This window comes from Halomonas sp. A020, assembly GCF_027943625.1.
In the GTDB taxonomy this organism is placed as follows: Bacteria; Pseudomonadota; Gammaproteobacteria; order Pseudomonadales; family Halomonadaceae; genus Vreelandella; species Vreelandella piezotolerans.
Genome location: NZ_AP022850.1, coordinates 1,630,525 through 1,651,247 on the forward strand (window position 1 = coordinate 1,630,525; position 20,723 = coordinate 1,651,247).

The window sequence follows — 20,723 nt, forward strand, 5'->3', positions numbered from 1 at the left end:
GCCCATCCCTTATCCAAGCGTCAGATTCCCACATGCAGCAAAAGCCTCCAAGCCGAAAACATTCAGTGAGCAAAACCAGCAACAACTGGAAGAAAGAGCACTTCGACGACCAGTATGTGAAGCAGAGCTGGCAGGATGGCTATCGCTCACGGGCGAGTTACAAGCTGCTAGAGCTGGACGAGAAGGATAAGCTGTTTCGCAATGGCATGACGGTCATCGACCTGGGGGCTGCCCCTGGCGGGTGGAGCCAGATCGCCGCCGAAAAAGTCGGGCCGGAAGGGGTGGTCATCGCTTCCGATATCCTGGAGATGGATGCGCTGGCAGGTGTCGATTTCATTCAGGGTGACTTTACCGAGGAGAGCGTGCTCGATGCGATTCTCGACCGGTTGGGAAATCGCCCGGTAGACCTTGTTATGTCCGACATGGCCCCCAATATGAGTGGTATGGCGGCCATCGATCAGCCGCAGGCCATGTATTTAGCCGAGCTGGCGTTGGAGCTGGCTCGAGAAACGCTCTCTCCAAAAGGCCGCTTTTTGGTGAAAGTCTTTCAAGGAGAGGGTTTTGATGCGTACCTTAAAGAACTGCGCGGCAGTTTTGACCGAGTGGTGACCCGCAAACCGGACGCCTCACGAGCGCGCTCGCGGGAAGTCTACTTTTTAGCGGAGGGCTTTCGCGGGTGACCGGCGCGGACATGCCGCTGGCGCAATAGCCAAGATTTATCATCGCGATTGCCAGACAGGCAGGCGCAAGATGTGTCACATTATGCACACTGGACGAGCGTGACACAGATGGCCCAACGCCCAACGGGCTTTGGCAATGGTTGAACGTTAAGCTCTGGTGTAAGGTCAGAGTATTAGCGGTTAACTGACGGATTCTTGTAATGAGGGTAGCCCCTTGAACGATATGGCGAAGAACCTGATTCTGTGGTTGGTCATCGCGGCCGTTCTACTGACAGTGTTCAATAATTTCAGTACGGAAAGCGCACCTCAGACCACGAACTACTCTCAGTTCGTGCAGCAGGTGCAAAATCAACAGGTACGTAGCGTCACCATCGATGGCTACACCATCACCGGTGAGCGCACGGATGGTTCGCAGTTCCAGACCATTCGTCCAGCAGCGGAAGATCCCAAGCTGATGGACGATCTGCTCAGCAATAACGTCACCGTGGTCGGTAAGGAGCCAGAGCAGCAGAGCATCTGGACGCGTCTACTGATCGCCAGCTTTCCGATCCTGCTGATTCTGGCTATCTTCATGTTCTTCATGCGCCAAATGCAGGGCGGCGCTGGGGGCGGTAAAGGCGGCCCAATGAGTTTTGGCAAGTCCAAAGCGAAGCTGCTCTCTCAGGACCAGATCAAAACCACCTTTGCCGACGTGGCAGGCTGTGACGAAGCGAAGGAAGAGGTCGAAGAGCTGGTCGACTTCCTGCGCGACCCGACCAAGTTTCAGCGCCTGGGCGGCACCATTCCCCGCGGCGTGCTGATGGTGGGCCCGCCCGGTACCGGTAAGACGCTACTGGCCAAGTCCATCGCCGGCGAAGCCAAGGTGCCGTTCTTCTCCATCTCGGGTTCCGACTTCGTCGAGATGTTCGTGGGGGTGGGTGCTTCGCGCGTTCGCGATATGTTCGAGCAGGCCAAGAAGCAGGCGCCCTGCATCATCTTCATCGATGAGATCGATGCCGTAGGCCGCTCTCGCGGCACGGGGATGGGTGGTGGTAACGACGAGCGTGAGCAAACGCTGAACCAGCTACTGGTAGAAATGGACGGTTTTGAGGCGAACGAAGGCATCATCGTCATCGCCGCGACTAACCGCCCTGACGTACTTGACCCCGCGCTGCTGCGCCCCGGCCGTTTCGATCGCCAGGTCACCGTTGGCTTGCCAGACATTCGAGGCCGTGAGCACATTCTGGGCGTTCACCTGCGTAAGGTTCCGCTAGCGGACGACGTCAAACCGCAGCTCATCGCGCGCGGTACACCGGGCTTCTCGGGTGCCGACCTCGCAAACCTAGTGAACGAAGCCGCCCTGTTTGCCGCACGTCGTAACAAGCGCTTGGTGGGGATGGACGAGCTTGAGCTTGCCAAAGACAAGATCATGATGGGCGCAGAGCGCAAATCCATGGTCATGACCGACAAAGAGAAGCTCAATACGGCCTACCACGAAGCGGGCCACGCAATTATCGGTTTGGTCATGCCCGAACACGACCCGGTCTACAAGGTGACCATCATCCCGCGTGGCCGCGCGCTCGGTGTGACGATGTTCCTACCCGAGGAGGATCGCTACAGCCTGTCACGTCAGCAAATCATTAGTCAGATCTGCTCGTTGTTTGGTGGTCGCATCGCTGAAGAGATGACATTGGGTGTCAACGGTGTCACGACCGGTGCCTCCAACGATATCAAGCGGGCGACGGAATTGGCCCATAACATGGTCGCCAAGTGGGGGCTCTCGGATGAGATGGGCCCGATCATGTACGACGAGGACGAGTCTCACCAGTTTCTCGGCGGCCCGGGACAAGGTGGTGGCAAGTTGAAGTCGGGCGAAACCACCACGCGACTCGATAAAGAAGTGCGCAAGATCATCGACGAGTGCTACGAGCAGGCGCGCCAAATCCTGCATGACAACCGCGATAAGCTGGATGCCATGGCAGAAGCGCTGATGAAGTTCGAAACCATTGACGCCAACCAGCTCAAAGACATCATGGAAGGCCGTGACCCGCGTCCACCGGAGGGCTGGAGCGACGGTGACTCATCGGGTGGTGGTATGCGCGTGAACGATGACAAGCCTGACACCAAGTCAGAGGATCAAGCGTCGAACGCATCGAGCGACGATGGCGAAGAGGACGACGACGAGCCGCGCCGCCGTCCCTCCGACCCGCTGGGCGGCCCTGCAGGCCCTTGAGCCAGCCAAAGCCATGAGTCGCAGAGGCGTCCCCTATGGGGGCGCCTTTTTTGTTATGCTGTTGGGCAATCGTATTTATGTTTCTTTTGATTTAGGCGGCAGCATGACTTCCAACGTTGACCCTTCATCGCCTTTGCGCTCGACAAAGAGTGCTTTGCAGCTGCGCTGCGGGCGCCATACGCTCGATCTTTCGTTCCCGCGCGTCATGGGGATTTTGAACGTCACGCCAGATTCGTTCTCCGATGGCGGTCAGCATGTTGCCCTAGACGATGCACTTCGCCACGCCGAACGTATGCTGGCGGAAGGCGCCGCGATGATCGACGTGGGGGGGGAGTCCACGCGTCCCGGGGCCACGCCGGTCTCGGAACAGCAGGAGTTGGATCGTGTCGCACCCGTGGTCGAAGCCTTGGTGCGCGAGCTCGATGCGCTGGTCTCGGTGGATACCAGTAGCGCCATGGTCATTCGTGAAGCGAGCGCCTTGGGCGCAGGCATGATCAACGATGTGCGGGCGCTCGAGCGTGAGGGCGCTTTGGCCGCCGCCGCCAGCAGCGGCTTGCCTGTCTGTTTGATGCACCGCCAAGGTGAGCCGCAGAGCATGCAGCACGCGCCTAGCTATCGAGATCCCATCGAGCAAGAAGTGGCTACCTATCTCGCCGAGCGCATCGCCGCTTGTGAAGCAGTTGGGTTGCGCCGTCAGCGCTTGCTCATCGACCCTGGGTTTGGCTTTGGCAAAACCGTCGAGCATAACCTGCGGCTATTGAAGTACATGGACACGCTACATTCGCTGGAGCTGCCTATGCTAGTGGGTATGTCGCGGAAAAGTATGATCGGGAAAGTGCTGGGACGTCCTGTGGAAGAGCGGTTAGCCGGTGGACTGGCGCTGTCGGCCATGGCGGTGGAGCGAGGCGCGAGCATCCTGAGGGTGCATGATGTCGGGCCCACGGTGGATGCCGTTAACATGGCGTGGGCGGTGTTGCAGGAGGGGTGTGAGCCACCCGTGGATAAGGAGCTTTGAGTATGACAAGACGCTATTTTGGTACCGACGGCATTCGCGGTACCGTGGGGCAAGCGCCTATCACGGCCGACTTCATGCTCAAGCTGGGCTGGGCCGCCGGGCAGGTATTACGCCGTGAAAAAGGGCGCACTCGAGTATTGATCGGAAAAGATACACGAATCTCGGGCTATATGTTCGAGTCGGCGTTGGAGGCCGGTCTATCGGCCGCAGGGGTCGACGTGTCGCTGCTTGGGCCGATGCCGACGCCGGGAATCGCCTATCTCACGCGAACCTTCCGCGCCGACGCCGGGATCGTGATCTCGGCGTCTCATAATCCGTTCGACGATAACGGCATCAAGTTCTTCTCTGCTGAAGGTAAGAAGTTACCCGACGCGGTGGAAGACCGTATCGAAGCGATGCTGGAGGCGCCGTTGACCACCGTCGATGCGGCGCAGTTGGGCAAGGCGACGCGCATCGATGACGCGGCGGGCCGCTATATCGAATTCTGCAAATCGACATTGCCCGACCGGCTGAGCTTGCACGGCCTGAAAGTGGTATTGGATTGCGCCCATGGAGCCACTTACCATATCGCCCCCAGCGTGTTCCGTGAGCTGGGCGCGGACGTAAGCGTGATCGGTGCCGCACCGGATGGCTTGAATATCAACCATCAGGTTGGCTCGACACACCCGGCCGCGCTGCGCGCAGCGGTCATTCAGCAAGGGGCCGACCTTGGAGTGGCCTTCGATGGTGATGGTGATCGCGTGCTGCTTGTCGATGCCGATGGTCGAGAAGTCGATGGCGACGATATTCTCTATCTAATAGCCCGCGACCGTCACGAGCGTGGTTTGTTGGAAGGTGGCGTGGTGGGCACGCTGATGAGTAATTTCGGGCTTGCCATGGCGCTGGACCGGCTCGGCATTCCTTTTCAACGCGCTAAGGTTGGTGATCGCTTCGTCATGGAGATGATGGCGGCCAACGGTTGGGAGTTGGGAGGTGAGGCGTCCGGACACATCGTTTGCGGGCACGTACAGAGCACGGGAGACGGCGTCGTATCGGCGTTGCAGGTGCTGGCGCTGATGGTGCGAGAGCAGAAACCCTTGCCCGCACTGCTGAAAGGGCTCGAAAAAGTGCCGCAGTCGCTGGTCAACGTGCGCTTGCCCGCCGGGACGAATGCCAAAGAAGTGATGGCAGCCCAGCCCCTTATGGACGCCGTGGCTGCCCTGGAAACAGAGCTGGGTGATCAGGGCCGAGTGCTGTTGCGGCCGTCGGGTACCGAGCCATTGATTCGTGTCATGGTCGAAGGGCGTGCCCATTTGGATGTCGACCGTTTGGCCAATAAGCTGGCAACCCAAGTCGAGGCGCTGCTCGGTTAGTGGCTTCTAAAAGTGAGAGTCGCTTTTACCCGAAAAGCGCGCCGTGCCTGCGATTGCCCGTGCAACAGCGGTTGTCTTGACAAGGCGGCTCCTATACCATTTCGCTCCACCTTGAGTGAGGATTCTTCATGCGTACGCCATTGATTGCCGGCAACTGGAAAATGAACGGTTCCAAGGCGTTGATCGACGCGTTCGGCCAAGCTTTCGCGTCAGCTTCGCTGCCCACGTCCATTGACGTGGTCGTGATTCCGCCGTTTCCCTACCTAGACGCTGCACGCCAAGCGTTCAACGATACGCCGCTGCAGTTGGGTGCTCAAACGCTCAATCCTCATCACTCCGGGGCGCATACTGGAGAAGTGAGCGGTAGCATGCTCAAAGAGTTGGGCGTGACCTACGTGTTAGTGGGGCACTCTGAGCGTCGCCAGCTCTACCGCGAGAGCGACGAGCAGGTGTTCGATCGGTTGTTGGCAGCGGTGGATGCAGGGCTAACGCCGATTCTATGTGTGGGGGAAACGCTGGAAGAGCGTGATGGGGGACGCACGATGGACGTCGTTCTGCGCCAAGTTGGCTATATCATGGCCCGCTTAGCCCCCGAGCAGCGCTCACAGGTTGTCATTGCTTATGAACCCGTTTGGGCGATCGGTACGGGCCGGACGGCCACGCCAGAGCAGGCCCAAGAGGTCATGGCAGGCATTCGCGCCTATCAGGCAGGGTTTGATGCGTCGCTTGCCGAGCAGTTGAAACTGCTTTACGGCGGTAGCATGAACGCAAGTAACGCGGCTGAGCTACTGGCTCAGCCGGACATCGACGGCGGTTTGGTGGGGGGTGCTTCACTCAAAACCGACGATTTCTACGCCATTTGTCAGTCAGCAGGATAACGCCATGCAAGTTGCAATTCTTATGGTTCACGTGGTGATTGCGGTCGCCTTGGTTGTACTCATCCTGCTCCAGCAGGGAAAAGGTGCCGAAGCAGGCGCAGCCTTTGGTGGCGGTGCGTCGCAAACGGTTTTCGGCTCGCGGGGCAGCGGTAACTTCCTGTCGCGTACCACCGGTGTTTTAGCCGCTGGCTTTTTTGTGACCTCGATGGCTCTAGCATACTTTGCCACTCAGGCAGGCCAAGCGCCGGAAGCCGGTATTCCTGATGCGCGGATGATCGAACAGCAGCAAAACATTCCAACGCTTGACGACTCCCCTGCAAGTATGGATAATACCGCGCCAGTGCTAGAGGAAAGCAGCGAGTAACTTCTTGATGTCGCTTTCTTTAGCCTCCCCTGATGCCGAAGTGGTGGAATTGGTAGACACGCTATCTTGAGGGGGTAGTGACCTTACGGTCGTGCGGGTTCAAGTCCCGCCTTCGGCACCATCTGATTCGCTGATTATTCAGCTTCCCAGACTATCAGGATTGGCACCTGAGACGTAAGATGCACGTGAAGCGAACTATTGAATGAGTTCTTGACGTAAGTCCTTCAAGTGTCTATTATCGTCGACCTAGATTGATGCGGGGTGGAGCAGTCTGGTAGCTCGTCGGGCTCATAACCCGAAGGTCATCGGTTCAAATCCGGTCCCCGCTACCATTTATTTAGTAGCATGGTTTAGGCTCAATAGCATGTATTAAGGTGCTTTTGATCTGCGAAAAATTCGCGACATGTTGCTAAAATGGTACTACAGGTTTCTTTTGAAAAGCCCCTTCCTGTGAAGGGGCTTTTTGTTAGTAGCTTTTTGTAACTGGTTTTTTGTAAACAGCTTTTATGAAGAGCTTTTTGCGAGCCAAGCGTGTCTCAAGAGCGGATGCTGTTCGAGTAGCCAGAGACACATTCCCAGGTAATGCCAATCAGCCACCTAGCTTTTCTTACGACTCCTGGCCAGGTGCCTGATGCAACGGCTATAGGAGCTTTGTCTGTGGCCACAAAACACGCTGCGCTTCACGCGCTGATCGAACCTGTCGTTGCCGCCATGGGCTTCGAGCTATGGGGTATCGACCATATTTCCCAGGGCAAGCATTCGCGGCTGGTGATTTACATCGAGCGCGAGAGCGGTGTCAGCGTGGAAGACTGCGCTGATATTAGCCGCCAAGTCAGTGCCGTGATGGATGTGGAAGACCCAATTCCCGGCGAATACCGCTTGGAAGTCTCGTCGCCCGGCATGGCACGTCCTCTTTACTCCCTGGATCACTTTATCCGCTATCAGGGCCACCATGTCGCTCTGAAGCTACGCGTCGCGTTCGATGGGCGGCGCAAATACCAAGGGCTCCTCGCAGGTGTCGAGGGCGATGAAGTGCTACTGCAACTGGAAGGCGAAGAGTACTGCTTTCCTATCGAAAGCATCGATTCTGCGCACGTTGTCCCGCAGTTCGACGAATAATACGGGTCGCGGCTTCCGGCAGGCGCCGGGATGATGCACAAAAGGACAGGTTTTCTGGCGAGGCAAACGCATGAGTAAAGAAATCTTAATGGTCGTGGACGCGATCTCCAATGAAAAAGGCGTCCCCCGCGATGTTATCTTCGAGGCGGTCGAAGCCGCACTGGCAAGCGCGTCTCGTAAGCGTTTCGAGCATGAAGAAGCGAACGTGCGCGTGCATATCGATCGCCGCACGGGCGACTACGATACGTTCCGCTACTGGACCGTGGTCGAAGACGACGAATTCGAAACGCCAGACTATGAAATCAAAGAGAGCATTGCCGAGCAGCGCGACCCGCCGCTGAAACTGGGCGATGTGGTCGAGCAAAAGATCGAAAACGCCGTGTTCGGGCGTATCGCCGCGCAAACTGCCAAGCAGGTCATCGTACAGAAAGTGCGCGAAGCCGAGCGTGCCGAAGTCGTGCGTCAGTACGCTGACCGTGAAGGCGAACTCGTCGCGGGTATCGTTAAGAAGACTACCCGTGATGGTCTGATCATCGATCTGGGTGAGAACGCCGAAGCGTTTTTGCCGCGCAACGAGATGATCCAGGGCGAGCGCTACCGGATGAACGAGCGCGTACGTGCGCTGCTGGTCAAGGTCGACCCGGAGGCTCGCGGCGCGCAACTGCAGCTTTCGCGCACCTGTCCTGAGTTCATCATCGAGCTGTTCAAGATCGAGGTGCCGGAAATCGCCGAGCAGCTGATCGAGATCAAGGGGGCCGCTCGCGACCCCGGCTCGCGGGCCAAGATTGCCGTCAAAACCAACGATCGCCGCATCGATCCGGTGGGTGCGTGTGTGGGTATGCGCGGTTCCCGCGTTCAGGCGGTGTCGTCTGAGCTGCAAAACGAGCGTGTGGATATCGTTCTGTGGGACGACAACCCGGCTCAACTGGTGATCAACGCCATGGCGCCGGCCGACGTGGCCTCGATCTTGGTGGACGAGGATGCGCACGCTATGGACGTCGCCGTGGCCCAGGACAACCTGGCACAGGCCATTGGCCGTAGCGGCCAGAACGTGCGTTTGGCGTCTGAATTGACCGGCTGGCGGATCAACGTCATGACCGAAGACGAAGCCGAGTCGAAGCGCGAGCAGGAGATCGACAGCCTGGTGGATTCCTTCGTTCATCATCTGGGGGTCGATGATGAGGTCGCTCGCCTGCTGGTGGAGGAAGGGTTCACCACCCTGGAAGAAGTCGCCTACGTGCCGCTCGAAGAGATGCTCGACATCGAAGAATTCGACGAAGAGTTGGTCGAAGAGCTGCGGGCACGTGCGAAAGACGAGCTGCTGACGATGGCCATTGCCTCGGAAGAAGCGCTAGACGGTGCTCAACCAGCGGACGATCTGCTGGAAATGGACGGCATGGAGCGTCATTTGGCCTTCATTCTGGCCAGTCGCGGCATTGTCACAATGGAAGATCTCGCCGAGCAGTCTGTCGACGATCTGGTCGATATCGAGGAGTTGGACGAAGCGCGCGCAGCGGCACTGATCATGACTGCCCGTGCGCCCTGGTTTGAAGTCGATGACGCATCGGACTCAAACACACAGTAAACAGGTCACGGGCTGAGGAGGGTCACTATGTCAGATATGACAGTTAAAGATTTTGCAGTAAAGGTGGGCCGCGATGTGCCCCGCCTCTTGGAACAGATGAAAGAAGCCGGTTTGAAACACCGCTCGGAAAGTGACGCCGTCTCTGAAGACGACAAACAGACGCTGCTGAGCTTTTTGAAGAAAAGCCACGGCGGTGGTGACAGCGAGCCGAGCAAGAATCGCATCACGCTGACCCGTAAAACCCGTAGCCGTATCAAGACCGGCGAGCGTGGTAAAACGATCGAAGTGCAGGTGCGTAAGAAGAAAACGTACGTCAAGCGTGAGGAAGAAGAGAAGCCGAAGGCGCCCGAACCCAAGCACTCGGGGCCGCGTCAGTTAGTCGGTGACATGGCCGAAGCGGAAGCCGAGCGCAAAGCGCGTGATGCTCGCGCTGCAGAAGAGAAAGCCGCTGCGGCGAAAGCCCAGGCAGCCGAAGATGCCGCTCGTAAAGAGGCGGAAGAGCAAGCCAAGGCCAAAGCCACTGATGTGCCGGACATCGAGGTGCCTGAGCTAGACATCGAAGACACGTCGACAGGTGACGATCTACCGCCTGCGCCGCCTAAGGAGGGTCGTACCGACCGTCGTACTGCACCGCCGAAAAAGGCTGCAGCGAAGAAGAAAGGTCGTGACGACGACGATGATCGCGGTGATCGCGAAGAGCGCAAGCGTGGCGGCGGCAAAAAAGTGAAGCGTGCCGAGCGCCGTGGCGGACGTCGCGGTGGGGCGAGCCAAAATGGCAACGGCAAGCACGGCTTCCAGAAGCCGACGCAGCCGATCGTCCGTGAAGTCTCGATCCCTGAGTCGATCAGCGTTGCTGAGCTGGCCGACAAGATGTCGATCAAGGCCAACGAAGTGATCAAGGCCATGTTCACCATGGGCGCAGCTGTGACCATCAACCAGACCATCGATCAAGATACGGCGGCGATCGTGGTGGAAGAGATGGGCCACAAGGTCAAACTGGTGAAGGATGACGCACTGGAAACGGAAATGCTGGAAGGCATCTCTTACGAAGGTGAAGAGATCACCCGCTCACCGGTCGTCACCGTCATGGGTCACGTCGACCACGGTAAGACCTCACTGCTGGACTACATCCGTCGTGCGAAAGTCGCCACTGGCGAAGCTGGCGGTATTACCCAGCACATCGGTGCCTACCATGTGGAAGATGACCACGGCGGCGTGACCTTCCTGGATACCCCCGGTCACGCGGCGTTTACCGCCATGCGTGCTCGCGGTGCGAAAGCCACCGACGTGGTCATCCTGGTGGTGGCGGCCGACGATGGCGTCATGCCGCAAACCATCGAGGCCGTCGAGCACTCGAAAGCCGCTGGCGTACCGATGGTCGTAGCCGTGAACAAGATCGATAAGCCCCAGGCCGATCCTGATCGTGTCAAGAACGAGCTTTCTCAGCACGGCGTGATCTCGGAAGAGTGGGGGGGCGATACGCAGTTCGTTCACGTCTCGGCGAAAAGTGGTGAAGGCATCGAAGACCTGCTGGAAGCGATTCAGCTCGTGTCCGAGGTTCTCGAACTCAAAGCCGTACCGTCTGCGCCAGGTAAAGGGGTCGTCGTCGAGTCACGCTTGGACAAAGGCCGCGGTCCCGTGGCGACCGTGCTGGTACAAAACGGTACGCTCAAGAAGGGCGACATCGTCCTGGCGGGCCTGCACTACGGTCGCGTTCGCGCGCTGACCAACGAGCTAGGCAAGCAGGTCGATACCGCTGGCCCCGCCATGCCGGTAGAGATCCAAGGTCTCGACGGCACACCAGATGCTGGTGACGACTTCATGGTCGTGGCCGACGAGAAGAAAGCCCGCGAAGTGGCCAACTTCCGTCAGGGTAAATACCGCGAAGTACGCCTGGCGCGTCAGCAGAAGGCCAAGCTGGAGAACATGTTCAGCCAGATGGGCCAAGACGAAGTGGCCAAGGTCAACATCGTCCTCAAAGCCGACGTACAGGGCTCGCTGGAAGCGATCAAAGGCGCCTTGGAAGAGCTCTCCACCGAAGAAGTACAGGTGGCCGTGGTCTCCTCCGGTGTGGGTGGTATCACCGGTACCGACGCCAACTTGGCGCTGGCCTCGGAAGCCATCGTGGTCGGCTTCAACGTCCGTGCTGATGCCGCAGCCCGTGAGATCATCGAGCGTGAAGGTTTGGATCTGCGCTACTACAGCGTCATCTACCACCTGATCGACGAAGTCAAACAGGCCATGAGCGGTATGCTTGCCCCCGAGTGGAAAGAAGAAATCGTGGGTGTGGCCGAAGTACGCGACGTGTTCCGCGCGCCGAAGATCGGTGCGGTGGCTGGCTGTATGGTCGTCGAAGGCACCGTTTCGCGCAGCAAGCGCATCCGCGTTCTGCGTGACAACGTGGTCATCTACGAAGGCGAGCTCGAATCGCTGCGCCGCTTCAAAGACGACGTGCAAGAAGTGCGTAACGGCATGGAGTGTGGCATCGGCGTGAAGAACTACAACGATGTCCAGGTCGGCGACAAGATCGAAGTCTTTGACCAAGTGAAGGTCGAGCGCAGCCTGTAAGGCCGCGCGAGGAGCAATCATGCGCGAATTCAAGCGTACCGACCGAGTAGCCGACCAGCTCCAAAAGGAGCTGGCGGTACTGATCCAACGCGAAGTGAAAGATCCGCGCTTGGGCATGGTCACGGTGAGCGGGGCCACCGTTAGTCGTGACCTTGGCTACGCCGATATCTACGTGACGCTGCTGGGGGAGCAAGATCCCGAGCGTATCAAGGAGAACCTGCAGGTGCTCAAGCGCGCCTCGGGGTTTCTGAGAAGCCAAATCGCCAAGCGTATTCAACTCCGGCACGTGCCGGAGCTGCGTTTTCACTTCGATGAAAGCGTGGTGCGCGGCCAGCACCTCTCGTCGCTAATCGACGAAGCGGTCTCTTCTGACCGCGCACGTCAAGCCGATGACGACACTCCGGATGCGGGCGAGGAGACGCGCTAATGGCCCGTCGCCGTCGCGGATTACCGGTCAATGGCGTGGTGCTGCTGGATAAGCCGAAAGGCCTCTCCAGCAACCACGCGTTGCAGCGCGTGCGTCGTCTGTTCGAGGCGCAAAAAGCCGGACATACCGGCACGCTGGACCCCATGGCAACAGGGCTTCTGCCTATCTGCCTGGGGGAGGCCACCAAGTTTTCCGCGCACCTACTGGAAGCCGACAAGATGTATCGCACCCGGGTAGAGTTGGGGGTGATCACCGACACCGGCGATGCCGAGGGTAACGTCATCGAGCGGCGTGAGGTGCCAAGCCTCACCGGCGAGGAGGTGGAGGCCGTGCTGGTCCGCTTTCGTGGCGAGATCGAACAGGTACCGCCCATGTATTCGGCGTTGAAGCACCAGGGCAAAAAGCTCTACGAGCTGGCGCGTGAGGGCAAGCAGGTTGAACGTGCAGCGCGGCGGGTTAGCGTGTATGATGCGCGCCTGCTGGCGTTCGAGGGCACGGCGTTCGAGCTGGAAGTCAGCTGTAGCAAAGGCACGTATATCCGTACCTTGGCCGAAGACATCGGTCACGCCCTGGGCTGTGGTGCCCACATCAGTCAGCTACGGCGGCTCAAAACCGGACCGTTCGATGGCGACGCGATGTGGACACTCGAGGCGTTGGAAGCACTGGCTAGCCAAGCCGACCGCGAAGCCGAACTCATGCCCGTGGATGTGCTGGTCGATCATCTGCCATCGCTGAACGTCGATGACACCTCGTTTGGCCGACTGGCCCACGGACAGTCAGCCGAGCTCACCGTCGATGAATTGGCACCCGATGCGTTGGCACGACTTTATCACGCCGAGACGTTTATCGGCCTTGGCGTTGTAAAAGGGCCGCAGGAAGTGGCCCCCAGGCGGCTGTTAAGCACGGTCGCTCGTTCGTAATATCGCGGTAAAACGTTGCAAGGATGTGGCGATTTGCGCGAAAATGGTCGCCTGAGACTGCAAATATGCGTGGTCTCACCCATTCATTTTTAGGCATATTGCTTACTGGAGAGACAGATGGCATTAACCGCTGAGAAAAAGGCCGAGATCGTCAACGAATACGGCCGCGGCGATAACGATACCGGTTCCCCTGAAGTTCAGGTTGCACTGCTGAGCGCCAACATCAACGGCCTGCAGGATCACTTCAAGACCAACAAGCAGGATCACCACTCTCGTCGTGGTCTGATCCGCATGGTAAACCAGCGTCGTAAGCTGCTGGACTACCTGAAGCGTAAAGATTTCGAACGCTATCAGTCTCTGATTCAGCGTCTGGGTCTGCGCCGCTAAGTTTTTAACGGCCATGATTCGAAACGGGCAGCTCCTTGTGAGCTGCCCGTTTTTTTGTTTCTGGTAGCCGTACGGCGCCTCAACGCCTAGAATGGTGGCGAGTCAAACGACCCAAGCGAAAAGACAAGTAGCTATTAATGTTAAAGGAAGTAGCCGTGAATCCGGTCAAAAAAACGTTCCAATACGGTCGCAGCACCGTCACCCTCGAAACTGGGCGTATCGCTCGCCAAGCCACTGGTGCCGTGATGGTCACCATGGACGACACCGTCGTCCTGTGTACGGTGGTGGCGAAGAAAGACGTCAACCCAGGCCAGCCCTTCTTTCCGCTCTCGGTACACTACCAAGAGAAAACCTACGCCGTGGGTAAAATCCCCGGTGGCTTCTTCAAGCGTGAAGGCCGCCCGACGGAGAAAGAGACCCTCACGTCGCGTTTGATCGACCGCCCGATTCGCCCGCTGTTTCCGAAAGGCTTCATGAACGAAGTGCAGGTGATCTGTACCGTTCTATCCACCGACCGTAATCACGATCCGGACATCGCGGCCATGCTCGGCACCTCGGCGGCGCTGAGCATCTCAGGCGTTCCGTTCAATGGCCCGATTGGTGCCGCCCGTGTTGGCTTCAACGAAGAGCAAGGCTACTTCCTGAATCCCACCGTCGAAGAGCTGACCACCTCCGAGCTGGACATGGTGGTGGCCGGTACCGAAAACGCCGTGCTGATGGTGGAGTCCGAAGCGCAAGAACTGCTCGAAGACGAAATGCTGGGTGCCGTACTGTTTGGCCACCAGGAGATGCAGGTCGCGATCGACGCCATCAAAGAGCTGACCGCTGAAGCCGGTAAGCCGCGCTGGGAGTGGCAGGCGCCGGCAGAAAACGTTGCCTTGAAAACGGCCATGGCCGACGCCTTTGAAGCCAAAGTGGGTGAGGCGTACCGCATCACCGATAAAATGCAGCGCCAAGATGCACTCGCAGCGCTGAAAGACGCGGCCGTCGAACAGTTAGCGGCCGCGGAAGGCGAAGAGGAAGCGGAAGGCAAGTTCAGCAAGGATGACGTGAAAGGCGCGTTCGCAGCGCTTGAGAAGCGTGTGGTGCGCTCCCGCGTGGTCAAGGGCGAGCCGCGCATCGATGGCCGCGACAACGTTACCGTGCGTCCGCTGAACATCGACGTCGGCGTGCTGCCGAAAACTCACGGCTCGGCCATCTTCACCCGTGGTGAGACCCAGGCCATTGCGGTCGCAACACTCGGCACGCTGCGTGATTCGCAGCTCATCGAGTCGCTGGAAGGCGAGCGTAAAGACCGCTTCATGCTGCACTACAACTTCCCTCCCTACTCGGTGGGTGAAGCTGGCTTCATGGGTGGCCCAAAGCGCCGTGAAATCGGCCACGGCCGTTTGGCGCGTCGCGGTGTCCAAGCGATGCTGCCGTCTGAAGAAGAGTTCCCCTACACCATCCGTGTGGTGTCGGAAATCACCGAATCCAATGGCTCTAGCTCCATGGCGTCCGTGTGCGGCTCCTCGCTGGCGTTGATGGATGCGGGCGTTCCGCTGAAAGCCCCGGTGGCGGGTATTGCCATGGGCCTCGTCAAAGACGAAGACGGCTACGCGGTGCTGACCGATATCCTGGGTGACGAAGACCACCTGGGTGACATGGACTTCAAAGTGGCCGGTTCTGAAGAGGGCGTCACTGCCCTGCAGATGGACATCAAGATCGAGGGCATCAACGAAGAGATCATGGAGACTGCGCTGCAACAGGCCCACGATGCGCGCATCGGTATCCTGGCGCAGATGAACGCCGTGATCAGCCAAAGCCGTAACGAGGTGTCGGAAAACGCCCCCTCCATGGCGACGATCAAAATCGATCCGGACAAGATTCGCGACGTCATCGGCAAGGGCGGCGCCACCATTCGCAAGATTTGCGAAGACACCGGTGCATCGATCGATCTTGATGACGATGGCACCGTTCGCATCTACGCCGAAGACAAAGCCGCTGCCAAGAAAGCGATCGATACCGTACTGGCGATCACCGCCGAAGCGGAAATCGGCAAGCTGTACAAAGGCAAGGTCGTACGTATCGCCGACTTTGGTGCGTTCGTGAACATCATGCCGGGAACCGATGGCCTGGTGCACATCTCGCAAATCGTCCAGGAGCGCGTCAATAACGTGCGCGACTTCCTGAACGAAGGCGACGATGTCATCGTGAAGGTGTTGGATATCGACAACCGCAACCGCGTGAAGCTCTCGATCAAAGAGATCACCGAAGAAGAGAAAGCAGCGTTTGAAGCTGCCGAGGCGGACGTCGCTAGCTAACGAGCGCTCAGCGTAGGATTTACCGCCCCCGCAGCCCTTGGCTGTGGGGGCGGTGTCGTTTTGATAGGTCAGGAATGTGAGGACATATCATGGAGCAGCAGGAATCGCCGCGTTGGTGGGCGGTGGTGGCCGTGATGATCGGCATTTTTTTGTTGGTGACCGCAGAGCAACTACCTATCGGTTTGCTCTCTCAGGTGGCAGAATCGATGGGCGTGACCCCAGGTATGGCAGGGTTGATGGTGACGGTGCCCGGCGTCGTGGCGGCGTTTTCAGCGCCGCTGCTGCCGGTGGCGGTAGGGCGTCTCGATCGCCGTATCATGCTGACGCTGATGATGGCAGTGATGGTGCTGGGCAGCGTGCTCTCCGCCATGGCCAGCAACTTTGCCCTACTGTTGGCGGCGCGAGTGTTGGTGGGTATCAGTATCGGCGGTTTTTGGGCCATTGCGGGCAGTATTGCGCCACGTCTGGTGCCTAGCGATCAGGTATCGCGGGCCATGACCATCATTTTTGGCGGCGTGGCGGCGGCCTCGGTGCTTGGCGTACCGTTGGGCACGCTGCTGGGTGATATCAGTAACTGGCGCGTGGCCTTTGGTGCCTTGGGGGGCTTGAGTTTGCTCACGGCGTTGGCGCTTTGGCGCTGGCTACCGCCACTGCCGCCCCGAGAGCCGGTGCGGCTTCGGGTGCTGGCGCAACAGCTAAAGAACCGTGGCGTGCGGGTAGCCGTGTTGACCACGGGGTTTGTTGTGGTGGGTCACTTTGCGGCCTACACCTTCATTAGTCCCATTTTGCAAGAGATCAGCGGGGTCGCGCAGCGCCATGTCGGAAGCCTGCTGCTGCTGTACGGTGCGTCGGGGATTTTGGGCAATATCGTTGCAGGGATGTTTGCTGGCCGTCACCCGTACCGTGCGGTGCTCGCGATTCCTAGCGTACTGCTGGTGGTCGTGGCGATCTTCCCGGTGGTAGGCGTAGAGCCGACCAGTGGCGTGCTGCTGTTAATGCTGTGGGGTGCTGTATTTGGCAGCGTATCAGTGAGTATTCAGACATGGATTCTACGCACGGCGCCCAATACGGAAGCCGCCACGGCGTTAATGGCGTTCGTCTTCAACATGTCGATTGGCCTGGGGGCCATGGTCGGGGGGCAAGTGGTCGATGGCACCAGCCTGCCGGTGGCGATGTGGGTCGCCTCGGGGCTGTTCCTCATGGGCGTACTGTTGGTATGGCGCACGCCGTCGCGCATCGTTGGTGAAAAGCGCCGCTAATACACGATGGGTAAAAGCCCCCGCCACGGCGGGGGCACGCTTTAGCGGGGCACAGCGGGCGTTATGGACGCTCGATGGCCAGTGCAACCCCTTGGCCACCGCCAATACATAGCGTCGCCAAGCCTTTTTTGGCATCGCGGGCGATCATTTCGTGGAGCAGTGTCACCAGCACGCGGCAGCCCGACGCACCAATGGGGTGACCTAGCGCGATGGCGCCGCCGTTGACGTTCACCTTCGACGTGTCCCAGCCCAGCTCTTTATTGACCGACAGCGCTTGAGCAGCGAAGGCTTCGTTGGCTTCGACGAGGTCCAGGTCATCCAGGCTCCAGCCCGCTTTTTCCAGGCAGCGACGGGTGGCGGGGGCCGGTCCGATCCCCATGATGGCCGGGTCGACGCCTGCGTTGGAGTAGGCGGCAATGCGGGCTAGGGGCTCCAGGCCAAGCTCTTTGGCTTTTTCCGCCGAGCAGAGCATAACCACGGCCGCGCCGTCGTTCAGCGACGAGGCGTTACCCGCCGTCACGGTGCCCTCTTTCTTGAAGGCAGGACGCATCCCGGCCAGCTTGTCTGCCGTGACTTCACGAGGGTTTTCGTCGGTATCGAAGACCACCGGGTCGCCTTTACGCTGCGGCACCTCGACCGGGACAATCTGGCTTTTGAATTTGCCCTCTTTGATGGCGGCGGCAGCTTTTTGCTGGGAAGCGGCGGCAAATTCGTCCATGGCTTCTCGCGTGATGCCATATTTCTCTGCCAGGTTCTCGGCCGTAATGCCCATGTGGTAGTTATTGAACGCATCCCACAAGCCATCATGCACCATGGAGTCGATAGCCTTCCAGTCGCCCATGCGCTGGCCGTTGCGCGAGTTCGGCAGAATATGGGGAGAGGCGGACATGTTCTCCTGACCACCGGCCAGCACGATCTCGGCATCGCCGCAGCGGATGGCTTGAGTCGCCAAGTGCAGCGCTTTGAGGCCAGAGCCACATACTTTGTTGATCGTCATGGCCGGTACGGTGTCTGGCAGGCCTGCCTTGATGGCTGCTTGGCGCGCCGGGTTTTGGCCAACGCCTGCGGTCAGCACCTGACCCAGCAGCACTTCGTCGATCTGCTCGGGCGCGACGCCGGTGGAAGCGATAATGTCTTTGATGACCAGCGCACCCAAATCGCTGGCGGGAATCCCTGCGAGTGATCCCCCGAAACTACCTACAGCGGTGCGGCGAGCCGCCACAATGACCACGTCTTGCATACAATGACTCCTTGAGTGAGTGTCGCATTGTGCCTATGGCAGATAGGCGTGCCGCCTATCCATAGTTGTTAGTGGTGTGACTTTGTGTCGTGTCAGGCTTGGCTATCAGCATAGGGGAAGGTTGTGCATTGCGGCAATACGCTTTTAGCGCCAATAAAAAAACGGGCCGATCAACGGCCCGTTCTTAGCGCGTCAGTTGGCTTACGCCAGCTGTACCGGAATGGCGTTACTGGTATGGCTGACGTGGTTACCTTCCTGTAGATACACCAGCGCGGGCTGGTGGTTGTCGAGCTCGGCCTCTGAGTAATGGGCGTAGCTGCAGATGATGATGCGATGTCCCGGCGCGGCCAGGTGGGCCGCGGCGCCGTTGATCGAAATCAAGCGCGAGCCCTCTTCGCCACGAATGGCGTAGGTAGTGAAGCGCTCGCCGTTCTCGACATTGTAAATCTGGATCTGTTCGTTTTCGCGGATACCGGCCATGTCCAGCAGGTCGCCGTCGATGGCGCACGAGCCTTCGTAATTGAGAACGGCGTGGGTAACGCGGGCCATGTGCAGCTTGGCTTTGAGCATGATGGTGTGCATGGGAACTCCTGAGTAACGAGCAAGCCTTGCAGGCTAGCGACGAGCAGCGCTGGGTAGCTGCACGCTGAGATTGTCGATGAGACGCGCAGGGCCAAGCTTGGCAGCGGCCAGTAGCACGGCGTGGCGCGTGGTATCGGTGACAGGGCCGAGGGCGGCATCCCGTAGTTCGAGGTAATCTGGCGTAAAGCCGGCATCATACAGCGCCGCTTTGCCCCGTTGTAGTACCTTTTCGATGGATTCACCTTGCGCCAGTGCGTTGCGCAGTTCGCACAGCGTTTTGTAGAGCGTTGGCGCCGTGGCGCGCTCCTGGGCGCTGAGATAGCCGTTGCGCGACGAGAGCGCCAATCCATCATCGGCGCGTACGATCGGCACGCCGATGATCTCGATGGGCATGTGCAGATCAGCCACCAGCTTACGAATTACCGCAAGCTGCTGATAATCCTTTTCACCAAAGCAGGCAATGTCCGGCTGCACTAGGTTGAACAACATGCTGACCACGGTGGAGACGCCGTCAAAGTGGCCGGGGCGTGAGCCGCCGCAGAGCCCTTCGCCGACCACGGGCACGTGAACGCGGGTCTGGGCCTCCAAGCCGTTGGGATAAAGGGCGCTCACCGTAGGCGCAAACAGCAGGTCACACCCTGCTTCGGTGAGGTGGTGCTGGTCGGCGTCGAACGTCCGTGGATAAGCGTCCAGATCTTCGCCGGGGCCGAACTGCATCGGGTTGACGAACAGGCTAGCGACGACCACGTCGGCGTGCTGGCGGGCGGTGGCGACCAGCGCTAGATGGCCCGCGTGAAGATTGCCCATGGTCGGCACCAGCGCAATACGCTGGCCCTTTTGGCGAGCGTCACGCAGCGTGGCGCGAAGCTCGGATATATCTCGCAAAGTGCGCATAGAGAAGTCGCTGTCGCTCACTGAAAAACGGTTACTTAAAAACAGTGCTCTGGGGCGGGGAAGGCGCGGCGCTTGACGGCGTCATGGTACTGCTCGAAGGCGCCCTGGATGGAGCTGGCCTCCGCCATGAAGTTTTTCACGAAGCGCGGCGTACGGCCGTGCGTGACCCCCAGCACGTCGTGCATGACGAGAATCTGTCCGTCGGTGTCTGGGCCTGCGCCGATCCCAATGACCGGTACGTCTAGCGCTTCGGTCACCGCTTTGCCCAAACTAGCGGGCACGCACTCCAGCAAAATCACCGAGGCGCCGGCGTCCACTAGCACTTTGGCATCGTGAATGATTTGCTCGGCTTGCGCCGCTTCGCGGCCTTGTACCTTATAGCCGCCCAGTTGATAGACGGTTTGCGGCGTCAGACCCAGGTGGGCACACACCGGCACGCCGCGGCGAGTCAGTTCGCGAATGCCATCGGCCATCCATGCTTCGCCCTCTACCTTGACCAATTCCGCACCTGCTCGCATCAGCGCTGCGCCATCTTCCAAGAGGCGCTCCGTGGTGGCATTGCTCATGAACGGTAGGTCGACCATCAGCAGGCTGTGGCCTTTGCCGCGTGCAGCACAGCGGGTGTGGTAACAAATGTCATCGATGGTCACGGGCAAGGTGCTGCTGTGCCCCTGTAACACCATCCCAAGGGAGTCGCCTACCAGCAGGACATCGATACCCGCCGCGCTAGCAGCATGGGCAAAGGAGGCATCGTAAGCAGTCAGGCAGCTGAACGTTTCACCGGCGCGTTTATACGCCTGCAGGGTGCTCAGGGTGACGGTTTTCATGGCGTGCTCTCATTCAAACGTGATGGGGCCGATGCGGCGAGTGCGCTCGAGGCGCCTGCGCTCTGCTCGGCCATTATTATCGCAGCGTCCCTGCCTGCGCGATGTGGCGTA

The 20,723-nt window shown here is 59.2% G+C and carries 18 protein-coding genes and 2 tRNA genes; 16 read left to right on the plus strand and 4 right to left on the minus strand.

Annotation, left to right across the window (positions count from 1 at the left end; translation table 11 throughout):
• Positions 1-32: 32 nt before the first annotated feature.
• The 16 genes from rlmE (at position 33) to FRH_RS07695 (ending at position 17,069) form a co-directional block, all read left to right on the plus strand.
• On the plus strand, positions 33-680 hold the full coding sequence (rlmE, locus tag FRH_RS07620) for a 23S rRNA (uridine(2552)-2'-O)-methyltransferase RlmE (protein ID WP_153843157.1): 648 nt from the start codon (positions 33-35) through the stop codon (positions 678-680).
• A gap of 214 nt (positions 681-894) precedes the next feature.
• On the plus strand, positions 895-2,892 hold the full coding sequence (gene ftsH, locus FRH_RS07625) for an ATP-dependent zinc metalloprotease FtsH (RefSeq protein WP_139527968.1): 1,998 nt from the start codon (positions 895-897) through the stop codon (positions 2,890-2,892).
• A gap of 103 nt (positions 2,893-2,995) precedes the next feature.
• A complete protein-coding gene (gene folP, locus FRH_RS07630) occupies positions 2,996-3,907 on the plus strand; it encodes a dihydropteroate synthase (protein ID WP_218013985.1) in 912 nt (303 codons plus the stop codon).
• Between the two features lie 2 nt (positions 3,908-3,909).
• Positions 3,910-5,259, plus strand: coding sequence for a phosphoglucosamine mutase (gene glmM, locus FRH_RS07635; protein WP_139527969.1), 1,350 nt, complete (start codon positions 3,910-3,912; stop codon positions 5,257-5,259).
• A gap of 128 nt (positions 5,260-5,387) precedes the next feature.
• Positions 5,388-6,137: a triose-phosphate isomerase gene (gene tpiA / locus FRH_RS07640; RefSeq protein WP_153843156.1), complete on the plus strand. Its 750-nt coding sequence runs from the start codon at positions 5,388-5,390 to the stop codon at positions 6,135-6,137.
• Positions 6,138-6,141: 4 nt separating this feature from the next.
• A complete protein-coding gene (gene secG / locus FRH_RS07645; protein ID WP_153843155.1) occupies positions 6,142-6,501 on the plus strand; it encodes a preprotein translocase subunit SecG in 360 nt (119 codons plus the stop codon).
• Between the two features lie 34 nt (positions 6,502-6,535).
• Positions 6,536-6,622 (plus strand) — tRNA-Leu (locus FRH_RS07650).
• Between the two features lie 134 nt (positions 6,623-6,756).
• A tRNA-Met gene (locus tag FRH_RS07655) sits at positions 6,757-6,833 on the plus strand.
• A 325-nt stretch (positions 6,834-7,158) separates the two neighbouring features.
• Positions 7,159-7,620 carry a ribosome maturation factor RimP gene (gene rimP, locus FRH_RS07660; protein WP_139527972.1) on the plus strand — a complete coding sequence of 154 codons (462 nt, stop codon included), beginning with the start codon at positions 7,159-7,161 and terminating at the stop codon, positions 7,618-7,620.
• 70 nt (positions 7,621-7,690) lie between these two features.
• The gene (gene nusA, locus FRH_RS07665; RefSeq protein WP_153843154.1) at positions 7,691-9,205 is read left to right on the plus strand and encodes a transcription termination factor NusA; all 1,515 of its coding nucleotides are present in this window, start codon (positions 7,691-7,693) and stop codon (positions 9,203-9,205) included.
• Between the two features lie 27 nt (positions 9,206-9,232).
• Positions 9,233-11,773: a translation initiation factor IF-2 gene (gene infB / locus FRH_RS07670; RefSeq protein WP_153843153.1), complete on the plus strand. Its 2,541-nt coding sequence runs from the start codon at positions 9,233-9,235 to the stop codon at positions 11,771-11,773.
• Positions 11,774-11,792: 19 nt separating this feature from the next.
• Complete coding sequence (rbfA, locus tag FRH_RS07675; protein ID WP_219862522.1) at positions 11,793-12,200, plus strand: 30S ribosome-binding factor RbfA; 408 nt, start codon at positions 11,793-11,795, stop codon at positions 12,198-12,200.
• The gene (truB, locus tag FRH_RS07680; RefSeq protein ID WP_239286469.1) at positions 12,200-13,120 is read left to right on the plus strand and encodes a tRNA pseudouridine(55) synthase TruB; all 921 of its coding nucleotides are present in this window, start codon (positions 12,200-12,202) and stop codon (positions 13,118-13,120) included. The genes rbfA and truB overlap by 1 nt, the downstream gene beginning before the upstream one ends.
• Before the next feature lie 117 nt (positions 13,121-13,237).
• Positions 13,238-13,507: a 30S ribosomal protein S15 gene (gene rpsO, locus FRH_RS07685; RefSeq protein ID WP_009723734.1), complete on the plus strand. Its 270-nt coding sequence runs from the start codon at positions 13,238-13,240 to the stop codon at positions 13,505-13,507.
• Between the two features lie 137 nt (positions 13,508-13,644).
• Positions 13,645-15,810, plus strand: a complete 2,166-nt coding sequence (pnp, locus tag FRH_RS07690; protein ID WP_139527977.1) for a polyribonucleotide nucleotidyltransferase — start codon at positions 13,645-13,647, stop codon at positions 15,808-15,810.
• A gap of 89 nt (positions 15,811-15,899) precedes the next feature.
• Entirely contained in the window at positions 15,900-17,069 is a 1,170-nt protein-coding gene (locus tag FRH_RS07695; RefSeq protein ID WP_139527978.1) for an MFS transporter, read from the plus strand.
• A 61-nt stretch (positions 17,070-17,130) separates the two neighbouring features.
• On the opposite strand, the gene FRH_RS07700 is transcribed toward FRH_RS07695, so the two are convergent.
• The 4 genes from FRH_RS07700 to panB all read right to left on the minus strand — a co-directional run bounded on the left by FRH_RS07700 (position 17,131) and on the right by panB (position 20,612).
• A complete protein-coding gene (locus FRH_RS07700; protein ID WP_139527979.1) occupies positions 17,131-18,309 on the minus strand; it encodes an acetyl-CoA C-acetyltransferase in 1,179 nt (392 codons plus the stop codon).
• A 201-nt stretch (positions 18,310-18,510) separates the two neighbouring features.
• Positions 18,511-18,891: an aspartate 1-decarboxylase gene (gene panD, locus FRH_RS07705; protein ID WP_027337660.1), complete on the minus strand. Its 381-nt coding sequence runs from the start codon at positions 18,889-18,891 to the stop codon at positions 18,511-18,513.
• A 33-nt stretch (positions 18,892-18,924) separates the two neighbouring features.
• Positions 18,925-19,785: a pantoate--beta-alanine ligase gene (panC, locus tag FRH_RS07710; protein WP_139527980.1), complete on the minus strand. Its 861-nt coding sequence runs from the start codon at positions 19,783-19,785 to the stop codon at positions 18,925-18,927.
• 35 nt (positions 19,786-19,820) lie between these two features.
• Positions 19,821-20,612, minus strand: coding sequence for a 3-methyl-2-oxobutanoate hydroxymethyltransferase (gene panB, locus FRH_RS07715; protein ID WP_139527981.1), 792 nt, complete (start codon positions 20,610-20,612; stop codon positions 19,821-19,823).
• Positions 20,613-20,723 lie beyond the last annotated feature (111 nt).